General features: G+C 56.4%; 22 protein-coding genes and 1 tRNA gene. 13 read left to right on the top strand and 10 right to left on the bottom strand.

The window, feature by feature from the left end; all coding sequences use genetic code 11:
* Positions 1 to 8 precede the first annotated feature (8 nt).
* The 3 genes from AB7E06_RS13135 to AB7E06_RS13125 all read left to right on the top strand — a co-directional run bounded on the left by AB7E06_RS13135 (position 9) and on the right by AB7E06_RS13125 (position 1694).
* A complete protein-coding gene (locus tag AB7E06_RS13135) occupies positions 9 to 332 on the top strand; it encodes an integration host factor subunit alpha (RefSeq protein WP_009454385.1) in 324 nt (107 codons plus the stop codon).
* Positions 333 to 409: 77 nt separating this feature from the next.
* Positions 410 to 814: a MerR family transcriptional regulator gene (locus AB7E06_RS13130; RefSeq protein WP_094196587.1), complete on the top strand. Its 405-nt coding sequence runs from the start codon at positions 410 to 412 to the stop codon at positions 812 to 814.
* Positions 815 to 881: 67 nt separating this feature from the next.
* Entirely contained in the window at positions 882 to 1694 is an 813-nt protein-coding gene (locus AB7E06_RS13125) for a ferritin-like domain-containing protein (RefSeq protein ID WP_094196588.1), read from the top strand.
* On the opposite strand, the gene AB7E06_RS13120 is transcribed toward AB7E06_RS13125, so the two are convergent.
* On the bottom strand, positions 1669 to 3372 hold the full coding sequence (locus AB7E06_RS13120; RefSeq protein WP_234354416.1) for an anti-sigma factor domain-containing protein: 1704 nt from the start codon (positions 3370 to 3372) through the stop codon (positions 1669 to 1671). The genes AB7E06_RS13125 and AB7E06_RS13120 overlap by 26 nt on opposite strands.
* 486 nt (positions 3373 to 3858) lie before the next feature.
* Between AB7E06_RS13120 and AB7E06_RS13115 the strand changes: the two genes are divergently transcribed.
* From AB7E06_RS13115 to sufT, 8 genes are read left to right on the top strand one after another with little or no spacing between them, the layout of a single operon-like run.
* Positions 3859 to 5640, top strand: a complete 1782-nt coding sequence (locus AB7E06_RS13115; RefSeq protein WP_094198338.1) for an ABCB family ABC transporter ATP-binding protein/permease — start codon at positions 3859 to 3861, stop codon at positions 5638 to 5640.
* Positions 5641 to 5700: 60 nt separating this feature from the next.
* Positions 5701 to 6195 (top strand): SUF system Fe-S cluster assembly regulator, encoded by a 495-nt coding sequence (locus AB7E06_RS13110; RefSeq protein ID WP_427957239.1) that lies wholly within the window; start codon positions 5701 to 5703, stop codon positions 6193 to 6195.
* Positions 6192 to 7640: a Fe-S cluster assembly protein SufB gene (sufB, locus tag AB7E06_RS13105; RefSeq protein WP_094196591.1), complete on the top strand. Its 1449-nt coding sequence runs from the start codon at positions 6192 to 6194 to the stop codon at positions 7638 to 7640. The genes AB7E06_RS13110 and sufB overlap by 4 nt, the downstream gene beginning before the upstream one ends.
* A gap of 13 nt (positions 7641 to 7653) precedes the next feature.
* A complete protein-coding gene (sufC, locus tag AB7E06_RS13100; protein ID WP_094196592.1) occupies positions 7654 to 8433 on the top strand; it encodes a Fe-S cluster assembly ATPase SufC in 780 nt (259 codons plus the stop codon).
* Entirely contained in the window at positions 8430 to 9737 is a 1308-nt protein-coding gene (gene sufD / locus AB7E06_RS13095) for a Fe-S cluster assembly protein SufD (RefSeq protein WP_094196593.1), read from the top strand. Before sufC ends, sufD begins: the two co-directional genes overlap by 4 nt.
* The gene (locus AB7E06_RS13090) at positions 9734 to 10981 is read left to right on the top strand and encodes a cysteine desulfurase (RefSeq protein ID WP_094196594.1); all 1248 of its coding nucleotides are present in this window, start codon (positions 9734 to 9736) and stop codon (positions 10979 to 10981) included. The genes sufD and AB7E06_RS13090 overlap by 4 nt, the downstream gene beginning before the upstream one ends.
* Positions 10982 to 11434 (top strand): Fe-S cluster assembly sulfur transfer protein SufU, encoded by a 453-nt coding sequence (gene sufU, locus AB7E06_RS13085; protein WP_009454366.1) that lies wholly within the window; start codon positions 10982 to 10984, stop codon positions 11432 to 11434.
* 15 nt (positions 11435 to 11449) lie between these two features.
* Complete coding sequence (sufT, locus tag AB7E06_RS13080) at positions 11450 to 12010, top strand: putative Fe-S cluster assembly protein SufT (RefSeq protein WP_094196595.1); 561 nt, start codon at positions 11450 to 11452, stop codon at positions 12008 to 12010.
* Between the two features lie 15 nt (positions 12011 to 12025).
* Here sufT and AB7E06_RS13075 read toward each other — a convergent pair whose 3' ends face one another.
* The 9 genes from AB7E06_RS13075 to pgaA form a co-directional block, all read right to left on the bottom strand.
* Positions 12026 to 12790: a response regulator transcription factor gene (locus AB7E06_RS13075; RefSeq protein ID WP_094196596.1), complete on the bottom strand. Its 765-nt coding sequence runs from the start codon at positions 12788 to 12790 to the stop codon at positions 12026 to 12028.
* A gap of 390 nt (positions 12791 to 13180) precedes the next feature.
* Positions 13181 to 14290: a curlin-associated protein gene (locus tag AB7E06_RS13070; protein ID WP_094196597.1), complete on the bottom strand. Its 1110-nt coding sequence runs from the start codon at positions 14288 to 14290 to the stop codon at positions 13181 to 13183.
* An 89-nt stretch (positions 14291 to 14379) separates the two neighbouring features.
* Complete coding sequence (locus tag AB7E06_RS13065; protein WP_376912926.1) at positions 14380 to 15348, bottom strand: CsgG/HfaB family protein; 969 nt, start codon at positions 15346 to 15348, stop codon at positions 14380 to 14382.
* Positions 15345 to 15779, bottom strand: coding sequence for a curli assembly protein CsgF (locus AB7E06_RS13060; protein WP_094196599.1), 435 nt, complete (start codon positions 15777 to 15779; stop codon positions 15345 to 15347). The genes AB7E06_RS13065 and AB7E06_RS13060 overlap by 4 nt, the downstream gene beginning before the upstream one ends.
* 15 nt (positions 15780 to 15794) lie before the next feature.
* Positions 15795 to 16280 carry a curli production assembly/transport protein CsgE gene (locus AB7E06_RS13055; RefSeq protein ID WP_009454353.1) on the bottom strand — a complete coding sequence of 162 codons (486 nt, stop codon included), beginning with the start codon at positions 16278 to 16280 and terminating at the stop codon, positions 15795 to 15797.
* A gap of 137 nt (positions 16281 to 16417) precedes the next feature.
* A complete protein-coding gene (gene pgaD, locus AB7E06_RS13050; protein ID WP_094196600.1) occupies positions 16418 to 16951 on the bottom strand; it encodes a poly-beta-1,6-N-acetyl-D-glucosamine biosynthesis protein PgaD in 534 nt (177 codons plus the stop codon).
* Positions 16948 to 18276, bottom strand: coding sequence for a poly-beta-1,6-N-acetyl-D-glucosamine synthase (gene pgaC, locus AB7E06_RS13045; protein WP_094196601.1), 1329 nt, complete (start codon positions 18274 to 18276; stop codon positions 16948 to 16950). The genes pgaD and pgaC overlap by 4 nt, the downstream gene beginning before the upstream one ends.
* Positions 18269 to 20290 (bottom strand): poly-beta-1,6-N-acetyl-D-glucosamine N-deacetylase PgaB, encoded by a 2022-nt coding sequence (pgaB, locus tag AB7E06_RS13040; protein ID WP_427957234.1) that lies wholly within the window; start codon positions 20288 to 20290, stop codon positions 18269 to 18271. The genes pgaC and pgaB overlap by 8 nt, the downstream gene beginning before the upstream one ends.
* Before the next feature lie 12 nt (positions 20291 to 20302).
* A complete protein-coding gene (pgaA, locus tag AB7E06_RS13035; protein WP_427957232.1) occupies positions 20303 to 22786 on the bottom strand; it encodes a poly-beta-1,6 N-acetyl-D-glucosamine export porin PgaA in 2484 nt (827 codons plus the stop codon).
* A 220-nt stretch (positions 22787 to 23006) separates the two neighbouring features.
* On the opposite strand from pgaA, the gene AB7E06_RS13030 reads away from it, so the two are divergent.
* Together AB7E06_RS13030 and AB7E06_RS13025 are read left to right on the top strand one after the other, a co-directional pair.
* Positions 23007 to 23083 (top strand) — tRNA-Pro (locus tag AB7E06_RS13030).
* 714 nt (positions 23084 to 23797) lie between these two features.
* Positions 23798 to 24007, top strand: a complete 210-nt coding sequence (locus AB7E06_RS13025) for a cold-shock protein (protein ID WP_094196604.1) — start codon at positions 23798 to 23800, stop codon at positions 24005 to 24007.
* Positions 24008 to 25086 lie beyond the last annotated feature (1079 nt).

The raw sequence follows: 25086 nt of genomic DNA, 5'->3' as shown, positions 1-25086 counted from the left end.
GAGACACAATGAACGTAGAGCGTACTTTGACCAAGGCGGATTTGGCCGAACTCTTGTTTGAGCGCGTTGGCTTGAATAAACGTGAAGCCAAAGATATTGTGGATACTTTCTTTGCCGAGATTCGCGACTCTTTGGCCGACGGTGTGGAGGTCAAGCTGTCCGGTTTTGGTAATTTCCAGGTGCGGGACAAACCCCCGCGTCCTGGCCGTAACCCCAAGACTGGCGAAGTGATCCCTATCTCGGCCCGCCGAGTGGTGACTTTCCATGCCAGTCAGAAGCTCAAAAGTGTAGTCGAAGGGGCGCCCGTGGCACCCGAGGATGACCAGGACTGAGCCCTGGTACGTTTGCGTACAGTTTTGCCTGACTGAACGTGTAAAATCATTCTTATTGTCGATCAGCATCAGTGGCCATGAGCACAAACGAAAAGACGGCGACCTTGCCACCTATCCCTGCCAAGCGTTATTTCACAATCGGTGAAGTCAGTGAGCTTTGCTTGGTCAAGCCCCATGTCCTGCGTTATTGGGAGCAGGAATTCACGCAGTTAAAGCCCGTCAAGCGACGCGGTAACCGACGCTATTACCAGCACCACGAGGTGCTGCTGATACGCCGGATTCGCGGCTTGCTGTACGAAGAAGGCTTTACGATCAGCGGGGCGCGCAATCGCTTGGGCGATGGCCCAGATATGCCTTTTGATCAGGAAGCGGCTGTGCGACTGACTGGCCAGGAGATGCAGGCTTTGCGCACTAATCTTGGCCAGATCCAGACAATGTTGGATCAAGCCTTGGCAATGACCGATCCGGGCTCGGCCCAGTAATTCGGAATTGCTCAGCAGGAAAGAAGGTCGGCCTTGGAGCCGGCCTTTTTCATGGAAGGAACACGCAGTGAACTTACGTAGTCAGGCTTTAAAGGCTTTGTTAGTGCAAGATCCCGTTGGCAAGTTGGCAGCGGTAAGGGCAATTGCTCATGGTTTGCCCGTAGGGGCAGACGAACATCTGGACGAGCCGGCAGGTGTGCCAGGACGGCCCCAGGGTTTGTGTTTTGTCAGCCCTCAACAGGTTCCCAAGCGTTCCGTGCGGACTGTTCAGGGTCGCGCTGCCTTATTGCATTCTCTGGCTCATATTGAGTTCAATGCCATCAATCTGGCTCTGGACGTGTTGTGGCGTTATCCAGGTTTGCCGGACTCGTTTTATGCGGGCTGGTTGCAGGTGGCGGTGGAGGAAGCACTGCATTTTGAGCTGCTAAGCAATCATCTTCAAACACTCGGTGTCTGCTATGGGGACTTGCCCGTCCATGACGGGCTGTGGGAGATGGCTGAGCGAACGCGCTTTGATCTGTTGGCGCGTTTGGCCTTAGTGCCGCGCACCCTGGAAGCGCGGGGGCTGGATGCTTGCCCCCTGGTGCATCGTAAGTTACTGGATGCCGGAGATGAAAAAGCGGCTGCGATTATCGCCCTCATTTTGCGTGATGAGGTTGGGCATGTCGCGTTGGGCAATTACTGGTATCGCAAAGTCTGCCAAGAGCAAGGTTTACCTGACTTTGATACCTATGGTCAGTTGGCACAGCGCTATCGCGCGCCACGTTTGCGCGGTCCCTTTAATCGCCAAGCCCGCCTGGAGGCGGGCTTCACGGTCGAGGAAATCGACGAGCTGGAACGGCTGGATGCTGCTTTTAAGAGCGGGTTGCCGACGAGTTAGCTTCCGTATTGGCCTGGGGCAGATTATCCAGCTGTCCAAAGCTGACGATGCGGCCAATATACAGAACGGGGCCTTCTGGTGCACCGCTATTGGAGCCGCCTTTTGCCTCCAGCGTCATTTCAAAAATCTGCTCGTCTTCTACGGTGCCAATCAAAGCAGCGGGTACCGTGATGGGGCGATTGGGATCAATCAAGCCCAAAGAACGGATTTGCGTGCCACGCGGCGTGTGTGTCCACAGTTGTACCGACTGCGTGGCGTTGACTTCGGTGTTGACCTTGGGCACTAGCAAGACATTGCCTTGTGGATCCACCGTAGCAATCCAGGCCGGGGTCGAGGATTGGCCGGGGGCCTGCAAAATGGCAGCTTGACGCGGCTTCATCTCAATAACGTTGATGGGGGGCTCGGAGTTCAGGTTCATGAGCAAGGCAATGACCAGGCCCAGAATCACGATAGCCGCCAAGCCACCTAGCAAAATTGGCATGGGCATGGCAAAGCCAAGGGACTTGCGTTCGCCTTCAACGGGTTCGGGTCTGCGTTTCTGCTCTATCGCCACAGATTCAGGTTCGCTTTTCGCAGACTTTTTCTTCTCTGCCACTGGGGGCGCACCTGTCGGCGCTGGATCGGGTGCGGCAGTAGCGGCTTTTGTGGCTGGGTCAGAGTCGGCGCGTAGCAAGGTGGGGAAGGGCGGCGTGTGATCGTCTGCCTTGCTGCTCGGGTTAGTGTTGTTGTCTGACCAGCGAGGTTCAGTGCGAGTGGCAGTTTGCGTTTGAGCCGCGCCGGTCTTTATGCCGGGTTCCTGACGTTCCGACTTGATGGCTGGAGTGCTTGCACTGGCGTTGTTGGCGCTGTCCGGCTTGGATGATTCGTCAGCGCCAGTGGCTGTGTTGCCAGCCTGGTGACGTGCAGCAGGTGGTGGCAAGCCCAAGGTGTGGTGGATATGGGCCAGGCTAGTGGGCGCGGGCAATGTTGGGGGCAGGCAGTCCACCAGTTCCAGCCAGGCATGTTCCCAAGCCAATGCCAGACGCGCGGCCTGATCATTTTGCTGCATCAGGCTATGGGCTTGAACCAGCTCATGTTGGCTGAGCAGACCCAGGGTGTACTCGCCAATCATCACGGCGTGACGTGGGTCGTTGATATTGCCTTCATTGATCAGGGGAGTGAGCTGCTGCAAGCCATGTTGGACCACCGCGCGTAATTGGGCGGGAGAGCGGTTCAGTTGAGGGCCCAGTTGTTCGTAACTGTTGCCGTGCAGGTAAGCATGGATCATGGCACGTTGACTGGTGCCATCGAGCTTGCCCATGGCAGGGATAAAACGTTGTCCAGCTTGTGGCTTGATGGCGGGCAGGGCGTAATGGTTGTCGCCGCTTTGCGTGCGTTGACGCAGTCGAGCCAGCAGCCTGAAGCGCAGAATGCTGTAAATCCAGGCGCGTCCTTCGCCCAGGTCTGGGTCATAGCCGGCGGCATTCTTCCACAACAAGACAAAGCTATCGCGCAGAACTTCTTCGGCATCAATACGGCGGCCCAATACGGCCTGGCCTAAGGCCAGCATCAAGGGCGCTTCCTGGCTGTACAGCACATCCAGCGCCTGGCTGTCTTGTGCGGCTAGCTGATCCAGGGAAGAAGAATACGAAAAAGAAGAAGACGGCATGGATGGGTTTTGCACGGTAAAGGGATTCAAGAGCCATATGTCCGCTATCAGACGCTGTTTTTGTTTTGTTTGCGCCTGTTTCAGACAAGCAGGTATTGTATGCCTTTCGCTGAGGGCTTGAAGGTAACAAAGTGCTGGATTGCCAGCATTTTCTTTGCAGTGGCAGGACGTGAATTTCCCCATCTGCAGCACTGGAGGCTTGATGGCTGACGCCTTTGCTGCCGCTACTGTGGTGTGCAGACCAATAATCAGCCCAACAAGCACGCCGACGGCAGGGTCTTGGCAGGGGTGGCGAGTGTAAAAGGCTATACTGCTTGGCTAGGTGCTGCCTGGTTGTTGTTGGTGATTAGTCAGGTAGCGGGCCTCTTTTCTGTATTCGTATCAAGGGCATAGCAGGAGCCTGCCTGCCAGTGGAAAGTATCGTTTGCTTGTCCCGCCTTGATTTCAGCGTTGTGCTGTAACTTATTTTTAAGCTGTCTGCGGTTCTTCGGCCTTGTGCTGGTGGACTCGGGCCTGTTGCGTGTGCCTCCTCGTCCTGAAGTGCTTGATGGTGTCTCCGGTGGTCTGAGCACCCTGAAATCCTTATTTCCTTACGTTTGGCGATTCAAGACTCGTGTGGTCTTGGCCTTGTCCTGTTTGCTGCTGGCGAAAGTCGCTACGGTGATGATGCCGATTTACCTAAAGCGGGTGATCGATGCCTTGAGTCTACCTGCGACCGCGCTGATGCTGCCGGTAGCCGCGTTGTTGGGATATGGTGCTGTGCGTCTGGCCTCCAGCGCTTTGGGTGAAATACGGGATGCCTTGTTTGCGCGAGTCACGCAAGGTTCGGTGCGCCTGATTGCGAACCACGTTTTTCGCCATTTGCTCGATCTGTCCTTGCGCTTTCATACCGAACGTCAAACGGGTGGTTTGAGCCGGGACATTGAACGGGGCACCAAAGGCGTCAGCTTTTTGCTGAATTTCCTGGTCTTCAATATTTTGCCGACCTTACTGGAAATTGCTCTGGTCTGTGGGATCTTGCTTTGGCGTTACGACTGGGTCTTTGCGGCGGTGACCTTGGGGACGATTGCTGCCTATATTGTGTTTACCTTGCTGGTGACAGAGCGGCGCATGCGTTATCGGCGCGCCATGAATGACTTGGATAGTCGTGCCAATTCGCGCGCAATTGACGCCTTGCTCAATTATGAGACAGTCAAATACTTCGGTAACGAGGACTACGAGATCAATCGCTACGACCAGAATATGGGCCAGTGGGTTCATGCTGCCGTGCGCAATCAGGTATCGCTGAATCTGCTCAATATCGGTCAGGCCTCGATTATCAGTGTTGGGGTGACAGCCTTGCTGTTCATGTCGGCGCAAGGGGTGCTGGCCGGAACCATGACGGTCGGTGACGTTGTGCTGGTGTCCGCCTTCCTGACTCAGCTTTATGCGCCTTTGAACTTTCTGGGCTTTGTTTACCGCGAGATCAAGAATTCCCTGGCCGATATGGAGCGCCTGTTCTCCTTGCTGCGTCGCAAGCAGGAAGTGAAAGATGCGCCGAATGCTCAGGTCTTGTCCTGTGAGCAGGCGGGCGTGCGTTTTGAGAACGTCAGCTTCGCCTATGACAGCCGCCGCAAGGTCATCCAGAACCTGAGTTTCGAGATCCCCGCAGGCAAGACCGTTGCGGTAGTTGGGTCTTCGGGCGCCGGTAAGTCCACTTTGTCGCGCTTGCTGTTCCGTTTCTACGATGTGACGGAAGGCCGAATCCTGTTTAATGGTCGTGAGCTGCATGAGTGGACGCAGGACAGCTTGCGCCGTCATATCGGTATCGTTCCCCAGGACACGGTCCTGTTCAACGATACGATTTTGCACAATATTGCTTATGGCCGTCCTGACGCCAGCACAGAGCAAATCGTGGCCGCGGCCCGCGCCGCCAGTATCCACGACTTCATCGAAAGCCTGCCCGATGGTTATGACACGGTTGTGGGCGAACGTGGCTTGAAGTTGTCCGGGGGCGAAAAACAGCGGGTGGCCATTGCTCGCACCTTGCTGAAGAATCCGCCGGTGCTGATTCTGGATGAGGCCACCAGTGCGCTGGATACCCGCACGGAACGGGCGATTCAGGCGGAGTTGAACGAGATTGCACGCGAGCGCACGACCTTGATCATTGCCCACCGTCTGTCCACGATTACAGACGCGGATTTGATTCTGGTTCTGGAGCGTGGGCAGATCGTGGAGCAGGGCACACACAGCGAACTTTTAGCCCTGGATGGCACCTATGCCCGTATGTGGAATATCCAGCAAAGTCTGCAGGGATAATTTGACCATATAGTACCAAAGCAGTACTATATAGTTCTACGACCTGTTCAGAGAGAAGGAATGCTGCGAATCAGTAAAATCATTGATTACGGCACTTTAGTGCTGACACACATGGCTGGCGATCCAGACCGTGTGTTCAGTGCGTCTGACTTGGCCGCCATCCTGGGTTTGGGCCAACCAACTGTCAGCAAGGTGCTTAAACTGCTGGGCCAGCACGAGCTGGTGATCAGTAGCCGAGGCGCACGCGGAGGGTATGTATTGGGCCGCCCCGCCAAACAGATAAGTGTAGCGCAGATTATTGATGCACTGGAAGATCAACCCTTTGGCTTGACTGAATGTGTTGCCACTCTTGGAGCCTGTTCCGTGGAGTCAGATTGCCATATACGCAGTAATTGGCAGCGTATCAACGATATTGTCCGTCGCACCTTGGAAGAGGTCAGTGTTGCAGACATGATACGTGTGCCCGTTAATGAATTTCCCCTGACACACAAGCCGGGTCCCGAATTGAAAAACAGAAACAAGGCGAGCACCTCCAACGTGGAGTTAACCGAATGAGTACCGTCAACGAACATCTGGACACCTTCCTCGATCGTGATTACGAGGCAGGCTTTGTCACCGACATCGAGTCTGAAACCATACCGAAAGGTCTGAACGAAGACGTCATCCGTTTCCTGTCCGCGAAAAAACGCGAGCCGGAGTTCATGCTGGAATGGCGCTTGGCTGCCTACCGCCAGTGGCTGACCATGAAATACCCCAAGTGGTCGATTGTGGAATATCCACCGATCGATTTTCAGGACATCAGCTATTACTCCGCGCCCAAGAGCAAGGCCGACGGCCCCAAGAGCCTGGACGAGGTGGATCCTGAGTTGTTGCGCACCTATGAAAAACTGGGTGTGCCTTTGCACGAACGCGCTCGTCTGGCCGGTGTGGCCGTGGACGCCGTGTTTGATTCCGTCTCGGTTGCTACCACTTTCCGTAAAGAGCTGGAAGAAGTCGGTGTGATCTTCTGTTCCTTTTCCGAGGCCGTGCGTGAGTACCCGGAGTTGGTACAGAAATACCTGGGTACGGTAGTCCCTCCTAGCGATAACTTCTACGCCGCTCTGAACTCGGCGGTGTTTTCCGATGGTTCCTTTGTGTACATCCCCAAAGGCGTACGTTGCCCCATGGAGCTGTCCACCTACTTCCGTATTAATGCGCGCGATACCGGTCAGTTCGAGCGCACCCTGATCATCGCGGAAGAGGGGGCTTCGGTCAGCTATCTGGAAGGCTGTACGGCGCCGATGCGTGATGAAAACCAATTGCACGCAGCGGTCGTGGAGCTGGTCGCCTTGGACGACGCCAAGATCAAGTACTCCACCGTACAAAACTGGTACCCCGGTGATAAGGACGGCGTAGGCGGTATTTATAACTTCGTCACCAAGCGTGGCGAATGCCGTGGCGCACGCTCGCACATCTCCTGGACGCAGGTTGAAACCGGCTCGGCCATTACCTGGAAATACCCCAGCGTGGTCTTGCGTGGTGATGACTCTCAAGGCGAGTTTTATTCGGTCGCCCTGAGCAACCATCGCCAACAAGCCGATACTGGCACCAAGATGATTCATATGGGTCGCAATACCCGTAGCACGATTATCTCCAAGGGGATTTCGGCGGGCCAAGGTATCAATACCTATCGCGGCCTGGTTCGTATTACTCCCAAGGCAGAAAACGCCCGCAATTACACCCAGTGTGATTCGCTGCTGATTGGTAAGCGCTGTGCTGCACATACCTTCCCAACCATGGAAGTGCAGAACCCCAGCGCCAGTGTGGAACACGAAGCAACGGCTTCGCGCATTGGCGAGGACCAGCTCTTTTATGCCATGCAGCGCGGCCTGACTGCCGAAGACGCCGTCTCCATGATCGTGAACGGCTTTTGTAAAGAAGTGATTAAAGAATTGCCCATGGAGTTTGCGGTCGAAGCACAGAATTTGCTCGGCGTCAGCTTGGAAGGCAGTGTAGGTTAAGGAGAATAGTGAAATGCTGACGATTAAAGATTTGCGCGCTTCGGTTGAAGATAAACCTATCCTTAAAGGTCTGAATCTTCAGATTAATCCCGGCGAAGTCCACGCCATCATGGGCCCGAACGGCTCGGGCAAGAGCACCTTGTCCCAGGTGCTGGCTGGCCGTGAAGACTACACCGTTGAAGGCGGTTCGGTAGATTGGCTGGGTCAAGACCTGCTGGAAATGAAGATCGAAGACCGTGCCCGTTCCGGCCTGTTCCTGGCATTCCAGTACCCCATTGAAATTCCCGGTGTCTCCAACGCCTATTTCCTGCGTGCTTCCGTGAACGCCGTGCGCCGTCATCAGGGCTTGCCTGAGCTGGACGCCATGGACTTCCTCAAGCGCGTTAAAGAGGAAATGAAGATTGTTGGGATGCGTGAAGAGTTTCTGTACCGCTCCGTGAACGAGGGTTTCTCCGGCGGTGAAAAGAAACGCAACGAAGTTTTGCAAATGAGCCTGCTCGAACCCAAGCTGGCCATTCTGGACGAAACCGACTCCGGTCTGGATATTGACGCTTTGCGCGTGGTCGCTGATGGCGTGAACCGTCTGCGTTCCCCCGAGCGCTCCTTGCTGGTAATCACTCACTACCAACGTCTGCTGGACTACATCGTGCCTGACTTTGTGCACGTGTTGGCGGGCGGTCAGATTATCCGTTCCGGTGGCCGTGAACTGGCTTTGGAGCTGGAAGAACGTGGCTACGGTTGGGTGCTGGAACAAGCCGCCGCCGAACAAAAAGCCAAGGGAGCTGCGGTATGAGTCTGCCAGATTGGGTCAACAGCTTTGCCGCTCAGGCTGCACAAGCACCTGGGGCCGGTCTGCCATGGCTAAGCGCTATGCGTCAGCGCGCTCTGGATCGTTTTGCACAAGAAGGCTGGCCAACCACGCGTATTGAAGCCTGGCATCACACCTCTTTGGCTTTGCTGGAACAACAACGCTTTGCGCCTCAGAAATCGGCTTCGGCTGCTGAGAGGGTGGCCGCAGTGCGCCAGAACGAAGACGGGTATTTCCTGGTCTTTGTAGATGGTCATTACGACGCGTCCTTGTCGCACCTGAGTCAATTGCCTGCAGGTGTGCGCTTGTCGTCGCTCAGCGCCTGTCTGCAACAAGAGGCGGACTGGCTGGAGCAAGCTTACGGGGATGAATCCCGGGGGGCTTCCACTGCTGCCTTGAACCTGGCCTTGGCCCAGGACGGTGCTGCGCTGCATGTCGCTGCTGGCCAACATCTGGAGCAGCCTGTCCATTTGGTGTTTGTACGCACGAAAGGGGGCAGCGCCAGTTTCACGCGTAACCTGATTTCCTTGGAATCCGGTGCCAGTGCAACCGTCGTGGAGCACTATCTGGGTGAGGACGGGACTGACGCTTCCCTGAGCAGCGTGGTGACTCGTCTGAACGTGTCCCCCGATGCCAACCTGACGCACATGAAGTTGCAGCAGGAAGCCCCGCAGGACTTCCATCTGGCCGCTATTGATGTTCAGCAAGGCCGTGGTTCGGTATTTAACTCGCATTCCCTGTCGTTTGGTGCTCGTATTGCCCGTAACGATATTGCTACCGTGTTCAATGGTGAGCGCTGCGAAACCTTGTTCAATGGTTTGTACTATGTAGACGGTCGCCGTCATGTAGATCACAACACCATCATTGACCATGCCCAGCCTAACTGCCAAAGCCGTGAGTTCTACCGCGGTATTCTGGCCGACACCGCTCGCGGCGTATTTAGTGGTCGCATTCTGGTTGGCAAGGGCGCTGACGGTACGGATTCGGTGCAACGCTCGGACAGTTTGCTCTTGTCCAAGATGGCACGTGCGGACTCCCGCCCCGAGCTGGAAATCTATGCGGATGACGTCAAGTGCGCACATGGTGCCACGGTGGGTCAACTGGATGCGGACAGCCTGTTTTACCTGCGTTCGCGCGGTATGACGATGGAAGATGCTCGCAATATGCTGATCTACGCGTTTGCGGCTCAGTCTTTGGAGCGTATCGCTTCCGAGAGTCTGCGTAGCCGTGCCACGGTTGGTATCAATGCTTTGTTGCCCGGCGGTCTTGCCCTTGGAGAGCTTGCATGAATGCGCCTATGCCCGTAACTGCTGCTGGTTTGCTGAATCACCGCGAGGATTTCCCTATCCTGGCCCGCCCCATCCGGGGCCAACGCCTGTCCTATCTGGATAACGGGGCGACGACGCAAAAGCCGCGCTCGGTCATTGAAGCCGAGGCGCGATTCTATGAGCAGTCCAATGCCAACATCCACCGTGGTGTGCATTGGCTATCTCAGCATGCTACTGAGCTGTACGATCAGGCCAGAAGCACAGTGCGGGCATTTCTGAATGCCGCGCGCGACGAAGAAATTGTGTTTACGCGTGGCACCACAGAATCCATCAATCTGGTGGCGTATAGCTGGGGCATGGACAACCTGAAAGCAGGCGATGAAATCTTGCTGACAGGCTTGGAGCATCACTCCAATATCGTGCCTTGGCAATTGGTTGCACAACGTACCGGTGCCATCATTCGCGTGGTGCCCGTGCTGGACAATGGCGAGCTGGATCAGGAAGCGTTCAAGCAATTGCTCAATGAAAAAACCCGCTTGTTGGCCGTGGGGCATGTGTCCAATGCCTTGGGTACGATCAATCCCATCGCTGACATGACGCGTCAGGCGCATGCCGTCGGTGCCAAGGTACTGGTGGATGGCGCTCAATCCGTTCCCCACGGTGTGGTGGACGTGCAGGCTCTGGATGCTGACTTCTACACGTTCTCGGCACACAAACTGTACGGCCCCACGGGTATGGGCGCTTTGTACGTACGCTACGAGATTCTGGACAGCATGTCACCTTGGATGGGTGGCGGAGACATGATTACCACCGTCAGTTTCGAGCAAAGCAATTACGCGCCGGTTCCACAGCGCTTTGAGGCAGGTACACCGAATATCGCGGGCGCCATCACTATGGCAGCTGCCATGGATTATTTGATGGGTATAGGTATGCAGCGTATTGCCGACCACGAGGCGCTATTGCTGGAGTATGCGACCGACGCTTTGTTGGCCATGCCGGGTATCCGTATTGTCGGGACGGCCGCACACAAGGCAGGCATTGTGTCCTTCTTGGTCGATGGCATTCACCCACACGATCTGGGCACCATCCTGGACATGGACGGCGTTGCCGTGCGTGCTGGTCATCACTGTGCCATGCCCTTGATGACACGTTTTGGCATTCCGGGCACGGCCCGTGCCTCCTTTGCCTTGTATAACGATTACGCAGACATTGATGCTTTGCTGGCTAGCCTGCGCAAAGCTCAGAAACTATTTGGAGTTGGCTAAATGAGCCAGGATTTCAACGGGCTGCGCGAGCTCTACCAAGAGGTCATTTTTGACCATAATCGCAGCCCGCGTAACTTTGAAGTAATAGAAAACGCCAGCCATTTTGCCAATGGCCACAATCCTTTGTGCGGGGATCAACTGGCTGTTTACGCGGTCGTGGAAGACGGCATTGTGCAGAAAGTCAGCTTTGTGGGGCATGGCTGCGCTATTTCCAAAGCCTCGGCATCCTTGATGACCGAAGCGGTGAAGGGCCTGAGTCTGGCCGAGTTTGAGTCTCTCTTTCAAGATATGCACGCCATGCTGACAGAGGCCCATCCCGATCGAGATCTGGGCAAGTTGGAAGTGTTGTCGGGTGTGCGTGAATTCCCCGCACGGGTTAAATGTGCCACTTTGGCCTGGCATACCCTGCATAACGCCATCAATCAGGCCAAAGAAACCGCGCAAACCGAATAAAGGCGCAAGCAAGTCATGAGCTACTTTGAACGACATGATGTGCTGGTCAGCCGGGACTGTCCGGCTGTCAGTATCCCTTACGGTGCTCCCGTTACGATCGAGGCGGGTTGTACAGCAACGATTACCCAGAAGCTGGGTGGCAGCTATACCGTGATGGTAGAGGGCAACCTTTACCGAATTGAAGGTGTCGATGCCGATGCTCTGGGTTTCGAGTCTCAGGATAAACCCGAGGTTTTTGTACCCGAGCTGCCTCTGAGCGAAAAAACCATTGAAGACGCTGCCTGGATTGTGCTTGCCAGCGTGTACGATCCGGAAATCCCGGTCGATATCGTTAATCTGGGTCTGGTGTACGCCTGTCATGTAAACCAGACTGGGCCGGAAACGTTCTCCATCACTATGGACATGACGCTGACGGCTCCGGGTTGCGGTATGGGCACCATGATTGCGGACGAAGCCCGCTATAAGCTGGAGACCATCCAGGGCGTAGAGAAAGCGGTGGTGGAGCTGGTTTGGGATCCGCCTTGGAGCCGGGAACGTATGAGTGAATCAGCCCGCTTGCAATTAGGGATGCTGTAGTAGAAAAGCCTGCGGTTAGCAGGCTTTTTCGATGTGGGTGTTGGGCATCCCTAGCCTGGCTCCTTTGGAGACCGCGTGATAGACGGCCTCGTTGCGGTTGTGTACGTTCATCCGCATATACAGGGTTTCAGCATGCGCTTTGGCTGTAGCCGATGAAATATTCAACTGCCGGGCCACGCCCTTGATGGTCATGCCGCGTGCCAATAGCACCAGCACTTCATACTGGCGCGGCGTCAGGCCTAGCAGCCGTGCTTCGTCAAGATGGTTTGTTTCAGGATCGGCGGGTGGCCAGCGTATGGGCTCGTAGGATGTAATCAGCTTGTCGGGATGGGCTTGGAACGGCGATGGACTCGATGGCGGGGTTACAGGCGTGGCCATTGCCGTCGTTTGATGCTGGGGCGCAGGCGATGGAAAACAGGAGCCGCCGGCCAACACCAGATTGATCGAAGCCGCCATTAATTCCGGTGTGGCGGTCTTGAGCAAATGTCCCATAACGCCGGCAGGCATGTCTTGAAGCGCAGGCAAGGCGTAGTGGGACTCGGCTATCAGGAGTACGGCGCTGGGTTGCAGGCTGCGGTGCGCATCAGCCAGCAGCTTCAAACAGGCCTTGGCCGATGGCACCGACAATAGCAGCAGCTCACAACATCGTGTCTGCAGACCGGTTTCCATTGATTCGTAGTCCATGCTGAGCAGTTCCGCGCTGGGCAGGGTGTCTGCCAGCAGCCGTACGATACCCAACCTGAATAAGGTGTGTGGCTCCACGATGATAATTGTTGTCATTTTATGTCTCCCTCGCTGCGTCATAGGCTCTATGTCATTACGTTGAATAAGCCTTTTGTTGGTTGGATTGCATGTGTCATTGTCTTTGGTAGTTATGGGTATTTTCTTTTCTTGTTTCCTGTTGGCAGCCTAATTATCAGGTGGCTAGCCGCATTCAGAACTGACGAATTATGTGAAATTGTTAATCATTGTTGGTTTCCGTTAAATTTTGATGTTTTAAACGTCATGCTGTGCCGAAAAGCTCGGATTAGGTATCTAGAAAGCCTTATAAACTCGGGTTACTCCTATGCTCCATAATCCCTAAACCGCTTACATATCAATAGCTTGGGTGTTGTCAGCGGCGCCTACTATATAACATATTGCCGCTGACATTTGGCTTACATTAGCCGGTTAGTGCTGGTTGACATACGCATTGTTGAAGTTGCCCGTCTGGGTGACGGTGCTGTTGTGGCTCAGGCCGCTTTGCACCACTTGAGCGCGGTTGCCCCAACCGTTCTGCATTACCGACGAGTCCAGGTTGAAACCGACCTGGGTAACCACGGCCTTGTTATAGCCGCCGCCCTGGCTGATGTAGGAATCGTTGCCGATGCCTGCTTGGGAGTTGTAGGCGTCATTACCCAAACCACTTTGGATGATGTTGCTATCGTTGCTGTAGCCGGTCTGTTCAGTAACGGCTTTGTTATGCGAGCCGATCTGAACAATACTGGCGTGCAGGCGATCCGAATTGCCCCACCACGTGCCGGTTTGGCTGATAGTGGCATCATTTTTGTGGCCACCGCCCTGGACGATGGAGGCGTTCGAGTTGGAGACATTCCACTGATCGATCACGCCTTTGTCGTACTTGCCGCTGTCGGTGATGCTGGCGGTCGAGCTCATGCTTTTGTATTGATTGATGTACGCATCTCCCTTGTACCCCGACTGGGTAATGAAGGCGTTGACATGGCTGCTGTTGTCTTGCTCGATGACCGAGTCGTTGCGCGCGCCGCTGTCGTTGATGACAGCCAGTGCGTCACGGGTTCGGTATTGATTGACATAGGCATCGCCCATTTGTCCCGTTTGGTTTACCCAGGCCTGGTCACCGGTGCTGCGGACTTGTTCCACAACCGCCTTGTTGTCCGAGCGTAATTGCTTGATGCCGATTTGCGAACCGTTGGCCTGCCATTGGCTGGCAAAGGCGTCGTTGCGGTTGCGTGACTGGGTGATGGTGATCGTGGAGTTGCCGCCGCTGCGGCTTTGTTCCACCACGGCCTTGTTGTCGTTGCCGTTGATGACCTTCACGGTGGTGCGAACCGTACCGTTATCCCATTGGTTGATGTAATCGTCGTTGCGGTCTCCATTCACGTCGATGGTCGCGTTGGCGTTGGCGTTGTGGTTTTGAAGAACGACGCCTTTGTTGAAATTGCCGGTCTGCGTCACGGTGGCGTTGTCAGCCAGCGCCAGTGTGGGCAGGGCCAGCGCGGTGCCCAGGGCAATAGCTAATGTGGACAGTTTGCCGTTCATATACTTCTCCTCAGTGCATGTTGAAGACCGTTGTTAGGAAAGAGAGCGGTGGCCGGTCTTCTCGGAACCACCGCGCTGTCTGCTCGTGTTCAACTGCCGGTAACTGGAGCGGTCTGCACCTCATCGCTTGTGGCCTCATTGGCTTGCGCGGCCTCAGGATTGGTCACAGCGGTCTGGGTGCGCAGGCTGCGATAGGTTTCGTTTTGCTTCATGTAGTTCTGCACGATGGGGTTGTTACGGTCGGCCTCGTTTCGCAGTCGCCATTGGCCTTCCCTCATGCCTTGCACGATCAGATGCACCACTGCCGATTCAATGGCCTCTTTGACCGAGAGCTGGGCCGGTTCGTTGTTGGTTACGCCGGCCTCGATTTCCAGCAGGTCTTTGAAGTTCACGAACTTGTAGACGCTGGGCCGGACTTCGTAGGAAAAGATGGTCTTGGTGGTGGACACGCTTTGCAAAATGTTGCCGGTGCGCACGTCGATGGCCCGCAGGTTGACCGTGACTTGGTCAACCCGATACTGGGTAGACAGGCCTACGCCCAGAAAGCGCGCGCCCGCGCCGCCTGTGCGCACATTGCTTTCATAGGAGATGATGCCTCCGTCCATCATGATTTCGGCCGGGGCTAGCGGCGGGATGTTGATGGCGGTGCGCTGGCCGTTTTCCTGCGATCCGTCTAGGGCGCGCACGATGCGCCGCTCGGTCAGCAGTTCCTGCAGGCTTTCGCGCTCGACCGGAGTGAACCAGCGCGAGTCACGCAAGGCTTTGACCAGCAGGGCGGCGGCTCCCTGGGTGACTGAGGTGGAAAAGGAGCTGTCCGGATTGGGCTTGTATTGGCCGGTCTGGTCACGAAACCCATAGACGGCTACGGTCAGGCGCTGGGCGGGCGCGGGCAGCTCCAGCAGATCGTGCGTGGCTGGCGAGGCGGGCGTCAGGTAGGCAGAGCCTTTGACTTCGGCCGGGGTGGAGGGGACGGCGCAGGCAGCCAGGGCCGAGGTCAGGGCCAGCACGCTTAACAGGCGCGTTGGGCGCGCGTTCAGGACGGTCACTGTGCTCATCATGGTTGCATCACTCGGAAAGTAGTGGAAGCGCCGGTGATCCGGTCCGTGGTGGTGATCGTCAGTGCTCCGCCGCCGATATCGACGACGCTGACAGTAAAGCTGCCGGTCTCGAAGGTGCCGGGTACGAATTTGCCGTTGCTGTCCACAAACTGCGAGGACGCGGCCGAGGCCAGGCGGCTGAGTACCGAGCGCTCCAACTGATCGTTGAAGTCCTGGAAGGGCGTGCGCTGCTCAAAGGACGAGCCCAGGTCTTCGGCTTCGGGGTCTGTGTGCTTGTTGGTGACCTGGGCCGAGTTCAGTAGCCATTGCCCATTGAGCGGGCTGCCGCCGAAATTCGGATTGACGGGGGTATATATCAGTTCGGTTGCATGGACGGGAGCAAAGAGCGCACCGGTCAGCAGAACAGAGGCAAGGGGCAGGAAAGTCTTCACGTTATGTCTCTCTTATTAAAGTTCGTCCGGAGCAAGGTCCGGGTTGTTGGTGAGTACGCGTTCGATTTCGCTTTTATTGACGTTTTCCAGAACAAGATCCACGGCCCGCTCACTGGCCTTCTTTGTGCCGGAACGCGCGGGCGTGAGAAAAGCGTGATACATGCGCTGGCGACGGTATTCGACCCAGATCTCGCTACCCCAGCGGGCCGACGGGCGCTCCACCACCGTCAGGGTGAAGGGGCTGGCCCCGGTCAGCTCGCGCCAGCGATTGCTGAAGTAGCGGTAAAAGTCTTGTCCTTGCACCGTTACGGTGCGGTTGATGACGATGCCCGCGAGCGGATCGTCAAACAGGTTCTTGCGAACCACTTCAGCCTGCCGGATGGCTTCCATGAAGTTGGCCGGTTTGGGCTTGCTGGTATCTCTGCCTGGTTGTGCGGCGGCGCTGCTCATGACACACAGCATTGCCAGCAGCACGGCCCCTTGTTGGTATGGTTTTGTCATTGCAGCACCTGTTGTTCCTTCGCCTTACGGCTTGATACATCGGCGTTACTGACTATGGTAGAGACGGCCATCTGCAATTACATGAGCCGCATTTCCTAGGCTGTTTGCCCTTGTGCAGGGTTGTTTTTGCGTCGGTACTATTGATTCGGCGTAGGCTGTTTGGGGTAGGCGCGCGGACGAAAGATCAGCGGTGTCAGTGGTTTTGCGTCGTGGGTGCCGGTTGCCTGCTGCATGGGCAACGGATTGGCTGCTTCCACATGCTGTACCGCGCCGTCCTGGGCGTTGTAGAGCACGACGATGCGGCTGTGGCGCACGGTATCGATCTGTTCGTGATCAAAATGCGGCAGGGGGGGCTGCTTGGCGCGATGCAAGCGGCTGCGTTGGCGGTACAGAGCCTGGCGCAGGTGGCGCTGCTGGCGCTGCTGGCGTCGCCAGCGTGACCAGGCCAACAGCAGCAGGCCGTTGGTCAGCAGAACCGCCCCGTAGAACAGAAAGGTGGTCAGGGTCGGGAAGATCGGGTCTATCTGTTCGTAGCCAGCTTTGTCCATGGTGTGACCGATCAATAGGAGCAAGCCTTTGGCGATCAGGTAACTGAAGACGAACCAGCCGGCGATGGTCAGTAGACGGTCTATCCAGCGAGTGATGGGATGGCGTTGGGTCGTGATGATCATGACAGCTCCTTGATACCCCGGTCGGGGCTGCTCCAGCGGGCGCGTTTGCGACGCAGGCGCAGCATGACCATGGGGAAACTCCACAGCGTGGTTAAGAAATTGATCAACCAGTAGACAAATGGGTACCAGATGATCCAGAACATCGACAGGGGCAGATCGGGCTCGTAGCGACGGTCGATCCAGATGCTGACGGCGAACTGCAGCAGGCACATGCCGGCCAGCACCATACCGGTGAACGAGGGTGGGAACAGGCCGTCGATCTGGGTGGCCGCAGGCAAGTGGAGCACTTGTCCAAGCAACCAAACCAGCATCGCCACGCCCAGGGCGAAACTCCATAAGGTCGAGCACAGGTATTCCAGAGTCAGGGGCCACATGTCGCGGTTTTCCCAGCGCAGTACTTGCGGGGTGTATTTCAGGAAGGTTTCCGCCCCGCCCTGAGCCCAGCGCAAACGTTGCTTGAACAGGCCTTTCAGTGTTTCGGGCATCAGCACCCAGCACAGGGCGCGCGGCTCATAGAACACCTGCCAGCCGGCCAACTGCAACTTCCAGGTCACATCGATGTCCTCGGTGATCATGTCCAGACTCCAGTAGTCCACTTCGTCCAAGGCCTGACGACGAAAGCCTGCGATCACGCCGGAAATCGTGAAGATTTTTCCGTAGACGCGCTGCGTGCGCTTGATCAGCCCGATGATCGAGGAGAACTCGCCAACCTGGATGCGGCCGATCAGGGTGGAGCGCGTGCGGATGCGCGGATTGCCGGTAGTGGCCCCGACTTCCGGGTTATGCAGCATGGGGGCGACCAGGTAATTGACGCCTTCCGGGTCCAGGTAAGCATCGCCGTCTATACACACGAAGTAATCGCCGCTGGCGCTCATGGCTCCCATGCGCAGGGCCAGTGCCTTGCCCTGGTTCTGGGCCAGGTGGATGACGCGCAGCTTGTCGTGCTCCTCGCTCAGTTCATTGAGCACTTGGGCGGTGCGATCGCTGGAGCCGTCGTTGATGGCGATGACTTCGATGTTGGGATAGACCTGATTCAGCGCGGACAGGATGGTAGAGCGGGCGTTGGCCTGTTCGTTAAAGCAAGGGATCAGGATGCTGACCAGCGGCATGCCTTCCAGTTCGGGTGGGGCGTGTGGTTTATAGGTCCAGCGGCGTTCATGCTGGAACCAGAAGATCAAGCCACCGCCTATCCATATGCCCGACATGAACAGCGGGTACATGAAGATGAAGTAGAGTAGTAGGTGGCTGGTCAGGGCGACGGTGATTCCCAGAGGAATTCCGACGATCAGGCACAGGGCCAATAGGGCGATCAGTCGTTCAATCATTTTTTGTTGGATACCATTCAATCGTGATTTCCGGACGAATCACGTTCATCTTGGGCTGATTGTTGACAAAGTCGTCTGGGTAATAGCCGACATGTCGCGCCCCTCTTGCCGTCAGTGCATTGAGCCAGCCGGCCACCAGATGGGAGTCCAGCGGACGGGATGGCTGACCTTGGCCGGGCCAATCGACGGATTGCACTTCGAACACGGTGCGGCGCAGGCCTTCTGGGTGGCTGGCCACCTTATCGACCAGCTCGTTCAGCCAGGTCACGGCATGCTGATCGTGGATGTCTTCCATGCGGGGCATGGCCATCACGGCAGTCCAGTCGTAGGCTTGCAGAAAATCGTTCAGGTTCTGGGCAAACCACTGTTCGCTCTGGGCCTGCAGAACCGGTAGGGCGTACATATTGCGGGCCGTACTGATCTGCGGGCCGCGCTGCTTGCGTACCCGATCAGCCAGTTCCTGGGTCAAGTCGATCAGGGCTTGTGATTTAAAGCGCGTCCAGCGCTCAAACTGCTCGGGATTGGCTCGTATCGTCCCGATGTCCCTGCCAAAGCCGGCTTTTTCGTAGGCGTCCAGGGCGGCGGGCGAGGCATCCTCAAAGTCGGTCAGCGTGGCATCGTCATGGAATACGACACCAAAGAAGATGGCGCTGCGTCCCAGATCTTCGTACAGATCGCCCATGATCTGGCGGGTGCGCGGGTCAAAGGGGGACAGGCGGCGGTAGCCTTGTGTGGGCAGGGAAGGCGGGCTGCCGTCGACATGCCATTGCAGTACGTGTTGCGCCGGCTCGGACGTATCGATGGCCAGCACGGGCATCCATGCAAAGACATTGACGTGGGCACGCGAACTTAATTGCCAGGCTGTGCGGTTGAACAGGTCGGCGCGCATGGGCAGGTGGCGGTTGGGAAAGTAGACCGAGCGCACCAGGCCATCGCCTGTGGGGTCGGCGAAGGCTTGCAGATAGACACTACGTGGTTTCAGGTCTGCGATGCGTTGCACCAGGGCGCTCAAGTTGCGTTCCATCTGCGCCGGATCGGGGTCGTACACATAATCCAGATCCACATGCACCACGCGTTCGGCCTGACGGTCTTCACGGGCAGTGATAAAGCCTGCAAAGGTGCTTATGTCCGGGTCGTTATCCACCAGATAGCGTGGCATATTCATCAGGTCGTGGACGTTGGCCACGCCGTCGGTCAGCGTCAGGGCCATCTGATAGCCTTCTTGCTCCAGAATTTGCAGGCCCAGGCCGCTGATCCGGCCATAGGGCCAGACCCAGACGCGCGGCGGCTTACCGGCGTGCTGTTTGACGCGGGCACTGATGGCGCGCACATCCTCGCGAAAGCGGGCGGTGTACTCGGCATCGGTCTCGTAGCGTTTCTGATCGGTCAGGTAGCGATGCGCGGCAGCCACCGGCTGGATATTGCCTTGTGGGTTGGCGATGGCACCGTAATGCATGTTTTGGGTGTGCGCGCCGATTTCCACCAAACCGGAGTTGGCCATTTCGTCGATTTGCGCCCAGTGCAAAAAGCGCGAACGTTCGGTGGGAAGACCGCCGAAGTCCACTTTTTCGTTGTCGGGGGTGTCCAACCATTTGCCGACCGGGGCCAGCAGCGCAGGCCATTGATAGGCTTTGAGCAGCGGGAACACGCGGGTATAGAAACTTTGATACCCGTCGTCAAATGACAGTAGCACTGCCTTTTCAGGCAGAGGCTCCACACCTTGGCGGGCGCGCATAATTTGCTCTACGCTGACCGGCACATAGTTGTTTTCCTGTAGCCAGGAAAACTGCTGGCGCAGGTGCTCGGTACTGACGCTCAGGTACGCCTGGTTAGGATCGTGGTCCTCCACGTCGTGGTAGGCGATGATGAGCAGCTCGTCATTGCGCCAGGGCTGCTCTTGTTGTTCGAGGCGACGCTGCTCGGGCGGCACATACAGGGCCGGCGGGCTGGCGCTACAGGCCGATAAAAGGGCGCTGAAGGCCACTATCAGAAGGGTCAGGATTCGTGTGCTCATTGTCGTGGCCGCTTAGAATTTGATCTTGAGTTCAACCATGCCGCTGTACTGCTGTTCGCGCTGGCCGTCATAGGGGCGGGACAGGGCCTGCAGGCGCAGGCCGACTTCCAGATTGCGGTCGTGCTGGTAGTTCAGTTCGTAGGCGACCGAACCTACGGCACCACTGCCATAGCCGCTTTGGTGATGTAGGCCCACACCCAGTGTCAGGGCCTGGGTCAGGCGCTCGTCGTAGTGTTGGTAAATCAGGTGCTCCAGACGTAGGGCAGGCACAGCCATGTATTCGCGCCGTGGGCTGTAGTAGGGTCTGTCTTGGTCTTTGTTGCCGGAAGCCCATAGCTCCAGCTGGGCGTCGGCCTTGATGCGCGGGCTGGTGTAGATGCGTTGGTTACCTGTGATCTGCAGGCTCTGACGTACGTTGTTGTCAGAGAATTTTGTCCCGGTGTAGGCGGCTTGCACCCATTGCTCGGGGCCATTTTGCCAGCGCAACCGCACTTGTCCCTGGTTGGCCGTGATGCCTGCGGCCAGGGCGCGATTCGGAATATCCAGGGTGCGATAGTCCAAGGTGCCGCCGATGCTCCAGTGATCGTTCAGCTCGTGATCGACCTGTAGGCTGGCCCCCATTTTGTTGCCCTGGCCCCAGTTCTGGTTGTTGATCATCAGCTGCGATTGCCAGTCGCGGCCGCGGTATTCCAGACCAGCTCCCTGCCAGATTACGTTGTGGCCAAGCTCGTCGCTGGTATCCAGATGCCCGGCCAGGGCGGTGACGCGCCAGTTGTAGTCGATGGGGGCGCTGTACCATTGCGCCTCAGTGCGTATGCCGTCATTGCCCGAGACATCGCCACCGTTGCTGGTTTCAAAACCGCTGCGCAAAATCAGTTCGTTCTTGCGGTAGGTTTGCCAGTCTTTTTCCAGTTCCGTGACCCGCATATTAGTGGGGTAGTGCGCTTTGGCATACGCTAATAGTTCTTCGGCCTGGCGGTATTCGTGCAGGTCCAGGGCGGTCTGGGCCTGGCTGATGATGACGTCTTCTTGACGCGGCGCATAGGTTTCAGCGATCTTCAGATTGCGTTCCGCCGCCCTTGGCATACCCGATATGCGCTGGACATCGGCCAGCGGCACGCGCAGATTGACGTTGCTTGGTGCCTGTGCGCTGGCCTTGGCCAGATTTTCGCGCGCGTCCTTGAGCAAACCCGTATAGGTATAGAGCGAGTTTTTCAAAATCAAGGTGTCGGTATAGCCTGGATTGGGCTGGGGGATTGGATTGCCGCGTAGCCAGCGAGTGGCGGGCATGTCTTTTTCCATGCGCTCGGCCAATGCCAGTGCCTGATCTTCGCGGCCAGACTCCAGCAAGGAAAAGGCCAATCCGGTTTGATAGCGTGTGCGTGTTTTTGCGTCCAGCGAGGGTTCGGCCAACGCCCGCTCGTAGCTGAATACGGCTTGTTCGGGGTGACGGGCGCGCAGTTGCAGGGCTCCTAGCGAGGCGTAGGCATAGCCTGGATACTGGGCCGCCCGTTCGGGAGCAATGTCTACTGTAGAGGGCGCATCTTCGCGTGTGTCCACCGCAATCAGACGGTCACCACGGATGCGGCGGGCGAAAGCGGGGTTACCCAGAAAGCTGGCGCTGTCAGCCAGTTTGTCTTGCAACGCGATGGCTCGGTTGGCGACCAGAAAACGTTCGGGCAGTGTGCGTGTGGGCTGGGGCGACAGCCGGGTCAATTCAGCGGCATAGTCGGCTTGACGGTCAGCCAGGTCTGCGCTCGAGAAGATATCGGGATGTTGTGTTTGCCATTCCATCGCCTGGCGGTGCAGGCCGGCGGCATGCAGGGACTGGTCATAATCCCGGATAACATCGGTTTTGTCTGGCTGGGCAGCCAGAGCATCCTGGCTGACGCGCAGGGCTTCGTAGTTCTGGCCGGCAGCGCGGTAGATGTAGCTGCGCGTCAGCAGGTAATTGGTGTTTTGGCGTGTGGCCGGCTGCAGTTGCTGGGCACAGCTCAAGGCCTGGGCAGTCAGTCCGGCATCGGCCAGGCTCATGCACAGGCCCATGGTGAAGGCGGCTTGCTGTGGGAAGCGCCGCATTCCTTCCCGATACAGGTTTTGGGCCGGTGTCCATTGGCGCGCATCTTTGTGGGCGCGTGCTGTCAGCAGCAATACATCGGCCGGCAAGGGCAGGTTGGTCGGCCAGCTTTCGTACAGGTGGATGACCTCTTGCGGCTGGCCTGCCCAGGCATGAATGCGCATCAGATCAAGCTGGACACGTGTCTCTTGCGGATGCTGTTGCCGGTACTGTTGCAAGCCGGCAATGGCGGACTGGTATTGGCCTTGGCGTGCCTGTTTGATCCAATCCTCGTAGGAGGCGGCATGCAGGCTGGTGCTACATGCGGTCAGTACCAGCAGGGTAAAGGAATCCAGCCAGAACCGGCGCAGAAACGAGGTTCTGGCTGGAAAGAGGCCGACGTTTTGCAGAGCTTGTCTTTTTATTGATCGCCTGGACACTTCTCTTCCCCTTGTTATTTGTATATGCTTCTTGCCACTGTTCGTTACTGAGCGAACAGAAGGGTCTTAAGGGATATCCTAGGAGTCTGGGCCTCTGGCGGTAATTGGCCTTTTGATGTAAACCGTCTGGATTTTTGTAGTAAGCCACTCGGCCTAAGCTAAATGCTTCTTAAGAAAAAGCGTGCACAACAGAACAAACAGGGTGATGGCTTTATTCTTTCGGGGCGTAGCGCAGCGTGGTAGCGCACTTGCATGGGGTGCAAGGCGTCGAAGGTTCACATCCTTCCGTTCCGACCAGATTTTGAAAGGCCTACAGCAAAAATGCTGTAGGCCTTTTTTCATTGCTTCGGGGATTTTGTGGAGATTCATTTTTCACCGATGACCCGGCCTTTTTCTCCGTGGCGTGACCACTGGCGCCTTTTCGGTGCTGTGAACAAGCTTCTTGATTTTGGCCTGAAGCTTGGACAGGTCAGCGACACAATGCTGAAACCGGCATTCGCGGGACGTTGATATAAATCCACCCATTGCTCTGCTGCCCCAGGGCCTGGCTGCGCGTTATCCTGAGGCGTTCATGCGCGCCATCGGGTCGCTCTTGTGCGGAAAGATCCATGCGGGATCTTGTCCACGCTGGCCCGAAAAAACCGAACGGGCGACAGGATTCAAAACGACCAGCTTGCCCCTCGGTTCTTCATGCCCGATGCTTCAATACGAAAGGGCAAGGCTTACTGCTGCAACCACAGCAGAGCGTTCTGCGTCCTTGTAGTTTGCTTTCCCCTCCGTCACGGTAGCTGTGCAAAGGCAGGTGTTAGCAGGATTGGGAGTTCCATGCCCTCTAGTTGCAGTAGTCCTGCCACCCCGAGCGTGTGGGTGGGGGTATTGAAATGCTGCGGCTGGAGAGTCCGGCATTGGGTGTAGTTCGCTTGCTTATTTTGTAACAGTGCTATCTATATCCATGAAGAGCGATCATAGTGTCGTCAGGGAGATTTTTCCCTTGAATAATTAGGACATACATTGAAAACAGAAATTGGTATCGTGAAGTGGTTCAATAACGAAAAAGGCTTCGGCTTCATCGCCCCGGAAAGTGGCGGCAAAGACCTCTTCGCACACCACAGTGAAATTCAGGGTACTGGGTTTAAATCTCTTGAAGAGAACCAACGAGTTTCTTTCGTTGCAGGCGCTGGCCAAAAAGGCCCTTGTGCTACCCAGATCCAGATCATTTGATCCCCTGCTTGCCTGATTAGGCAAGTATTGAGTTGATCGGTTAAGGCCGAACCCTTTGAAACATTGGGTTCGGCTTTTTCGCGTTATGTTGCTCGATATCATCATGCGGGCACAGGGCTTGTATGCTCTCAGGCTGAGCTATGGTTGCCAGACGCTTGTTCTGGGCGGATAGCAGGGCTATGTAGGTCCTAGGCCAGCCCGATCTTGTCTTTGTTCGTTGCTTGGGAGAGGGGAGTGAAAAAGATGCTGGCTGCAGCGGCAATCGCTGCGCTTTGGGAAGTCCACGACCTCCATGAGTAACGTTGATGATGCGCGGACTCAACAAGCGTAATGTTCCGCTTTGATAAGGACGACAAGCTGATTGTTTACACCAGCACTGAAAGCGACATAGACATGGCCACAGGGATCGCTGTAGACGTTGAACCGGTTAAGAATCGCCCTGTAAACAGGAGTCCGGCATCGTCAGCCTGATACCAAAGAATAAGAGATGGGGTAGTAGCGCCCAATAAAAAAACCCCTCTCGGGGCTTTCTGGTGATGGGCTCGTTACGTGAGCTGACGTATCAGAACGGAAGGCCGGGGAACCGGTCTTTTAATTGTCGGATAAGGGTTTGACGCGTTGTGACCAAGCGAGAGGCAAGTGCTTGAGATTCTTTTATCGCCGAACGATTAGGTTCGCGTAAAGGGGATGTATGAAGCGGGCTGCGACTAGCCTGGTTAAGTTTTTCGTAGATAGTGATACCTTCTGTATGACTCCAAATTTCGCTCCAGCCTGGACATAGAAGCCTTCCAAGGCAATGGTATAGCGTTGAATTTGAAGGGGTAGTGAGATAGCGAGATTGCTATCGTTGAATGAGATCAATCTTATTGTACCAGTATGGGCGTTTTGACAATTGAATCATAGGATTGCTTTGTAACGCTTCCTCGAATTGAAGGGGGCTATGTTCGGGCCTAGCATAATCGCCCAGCACAAAAGCCTCGGTGTGAACGGCACTCCAAAAGTTGGACACCCATCCAATCTTTGGGGGTTTTTCTATGCCGAAGTATGATGTGATGGCCCCGCGCAGCATCGATGATCAC

The sequence above is a fragment of the Alcaligenes sp. genome, from assembly GCF_050255915.1.
GTDB classification, from domain to species: Bacteria; Pseudomonadota; Gammaproteobacteria; order Burkholderiales; family Burkholderiaceae_B; genus Alcaligenes; species Alcaligenes aquatilis.
This window is presented reverse-complemented; position numbering and strand designations above follow the sequence as displayed.

Excerpts from the sequence above, each read along its gene's own strand:
- AB7E06_RS13135 (WP_009454385.1), top strand. The coding sequence starts at position 9 with ATGAACGTAGAGCGTACTTTGACCAAGGCGGATTTGGCCGAACTCTTG.
- AB7E06_RS13130 (WP_094196587.1), top strand. The coding sequence starts at position 410 with ATGAGCACAAACGAAAAGACGGCGACCTTGCCACCTATCCCTGCCAAG.
- AB7E06_RS13110 (WP_427957239.1), top strand. The coding sequence starts at position 5,701 with ATGCTGCGAATCAGTAAAATCATTGATTACGGCACTTTAGTGCTGACA.
- sufB (WP_094196591.1), top strand. The coding sequence starts at position 6,192 with ATGAGTACCGTCAACGAACATCTGGACACCTTCCTCGATCGTGATTAC.
- sufC (WP_094196592.1), top strand. The coding sequence starts at position 7,654 with ATGCTGACGATTAAAGATTTGCGCGCTTCGGTTGAAGATAAACCTATC.
- sufD (WP_094196593.1), top strand. The coding sequence starts at position 8,430 with ATGAGTCTGCCAGATTGGGTCAACAGCTTTGCCGCTCAGGCTGCACAA.
- AB7E06_RS13090 (WP_094196594.1), top strand. The coding sequence starts at position 9,734 with ATGAATGCGCCTATGCCCGTAACTGCTGCTGGTTTGCTGAATCACCGC.
- sufU (WP_009454366.1), top strand. The coding sequence starts at position 10,982 with ATGAGCCAGGATTTCAACGGGCTGCGCGAGCTCTACCAAGAGGTCATT.
- sufT (WP_094196595.1), top strand. The coding sequence starts at position 11,450 with ATGAGCTACTTTGAACGACATGATGTGCTGGTCAGCCGGGACTGTCCG.
- AB7E06_RS13075 (WP_094196596.1), bottom strand. The coding sequence starts at position 12,790 with ATGACAACAATTATCATCGTGGAGCCACACACCTTATTCAGGTTGGGT.
- AB7E06_RS13070 (WP_094196597.1), bottom strand. The coding sequence starts at position 14,290 with ATGAACGGCAAACTGTCCACATTAGCTATTGCCCTGGGCACCGCGCTG.
- AB7E06_RS13065 (WP_376912926.1), bottom strand. The coding sequence starts at position 15,348 with ATGATGAGCACAGTGACCGTCCTGAACGCGCGCCCAACGCGCCTGTTA.
- AB7E06_RS13055 (WP_009454353.1), bottom strand. The coding sequence starts at position 16,280 with ATGACAAAACCATACCAACAAGGGGCCGTGCTGCTGGCAATGCTGTGT.
- pgaD (WP_094196600.1), bottom strand. The coding sequence starts at position 16,951 with ATGATCATCACGACCCAACGCCATCCCATCACTCGCTGGATAGACCGT.
- pgaC (WP_094196601.1), bottom strand. The coding sequence starts at position 18,276 with ATGATTGAACGACTGATCGCCCTATTGGCCCTGTGCCTGATCGTCGGA.
- pgaB (WP_427957234.1), bottom strand. The coding sequence starts at position 20,290 with ATGAGCACACGAATCCTGACCCTTCTGATAGTGGCCTTCAGCGCCCTT.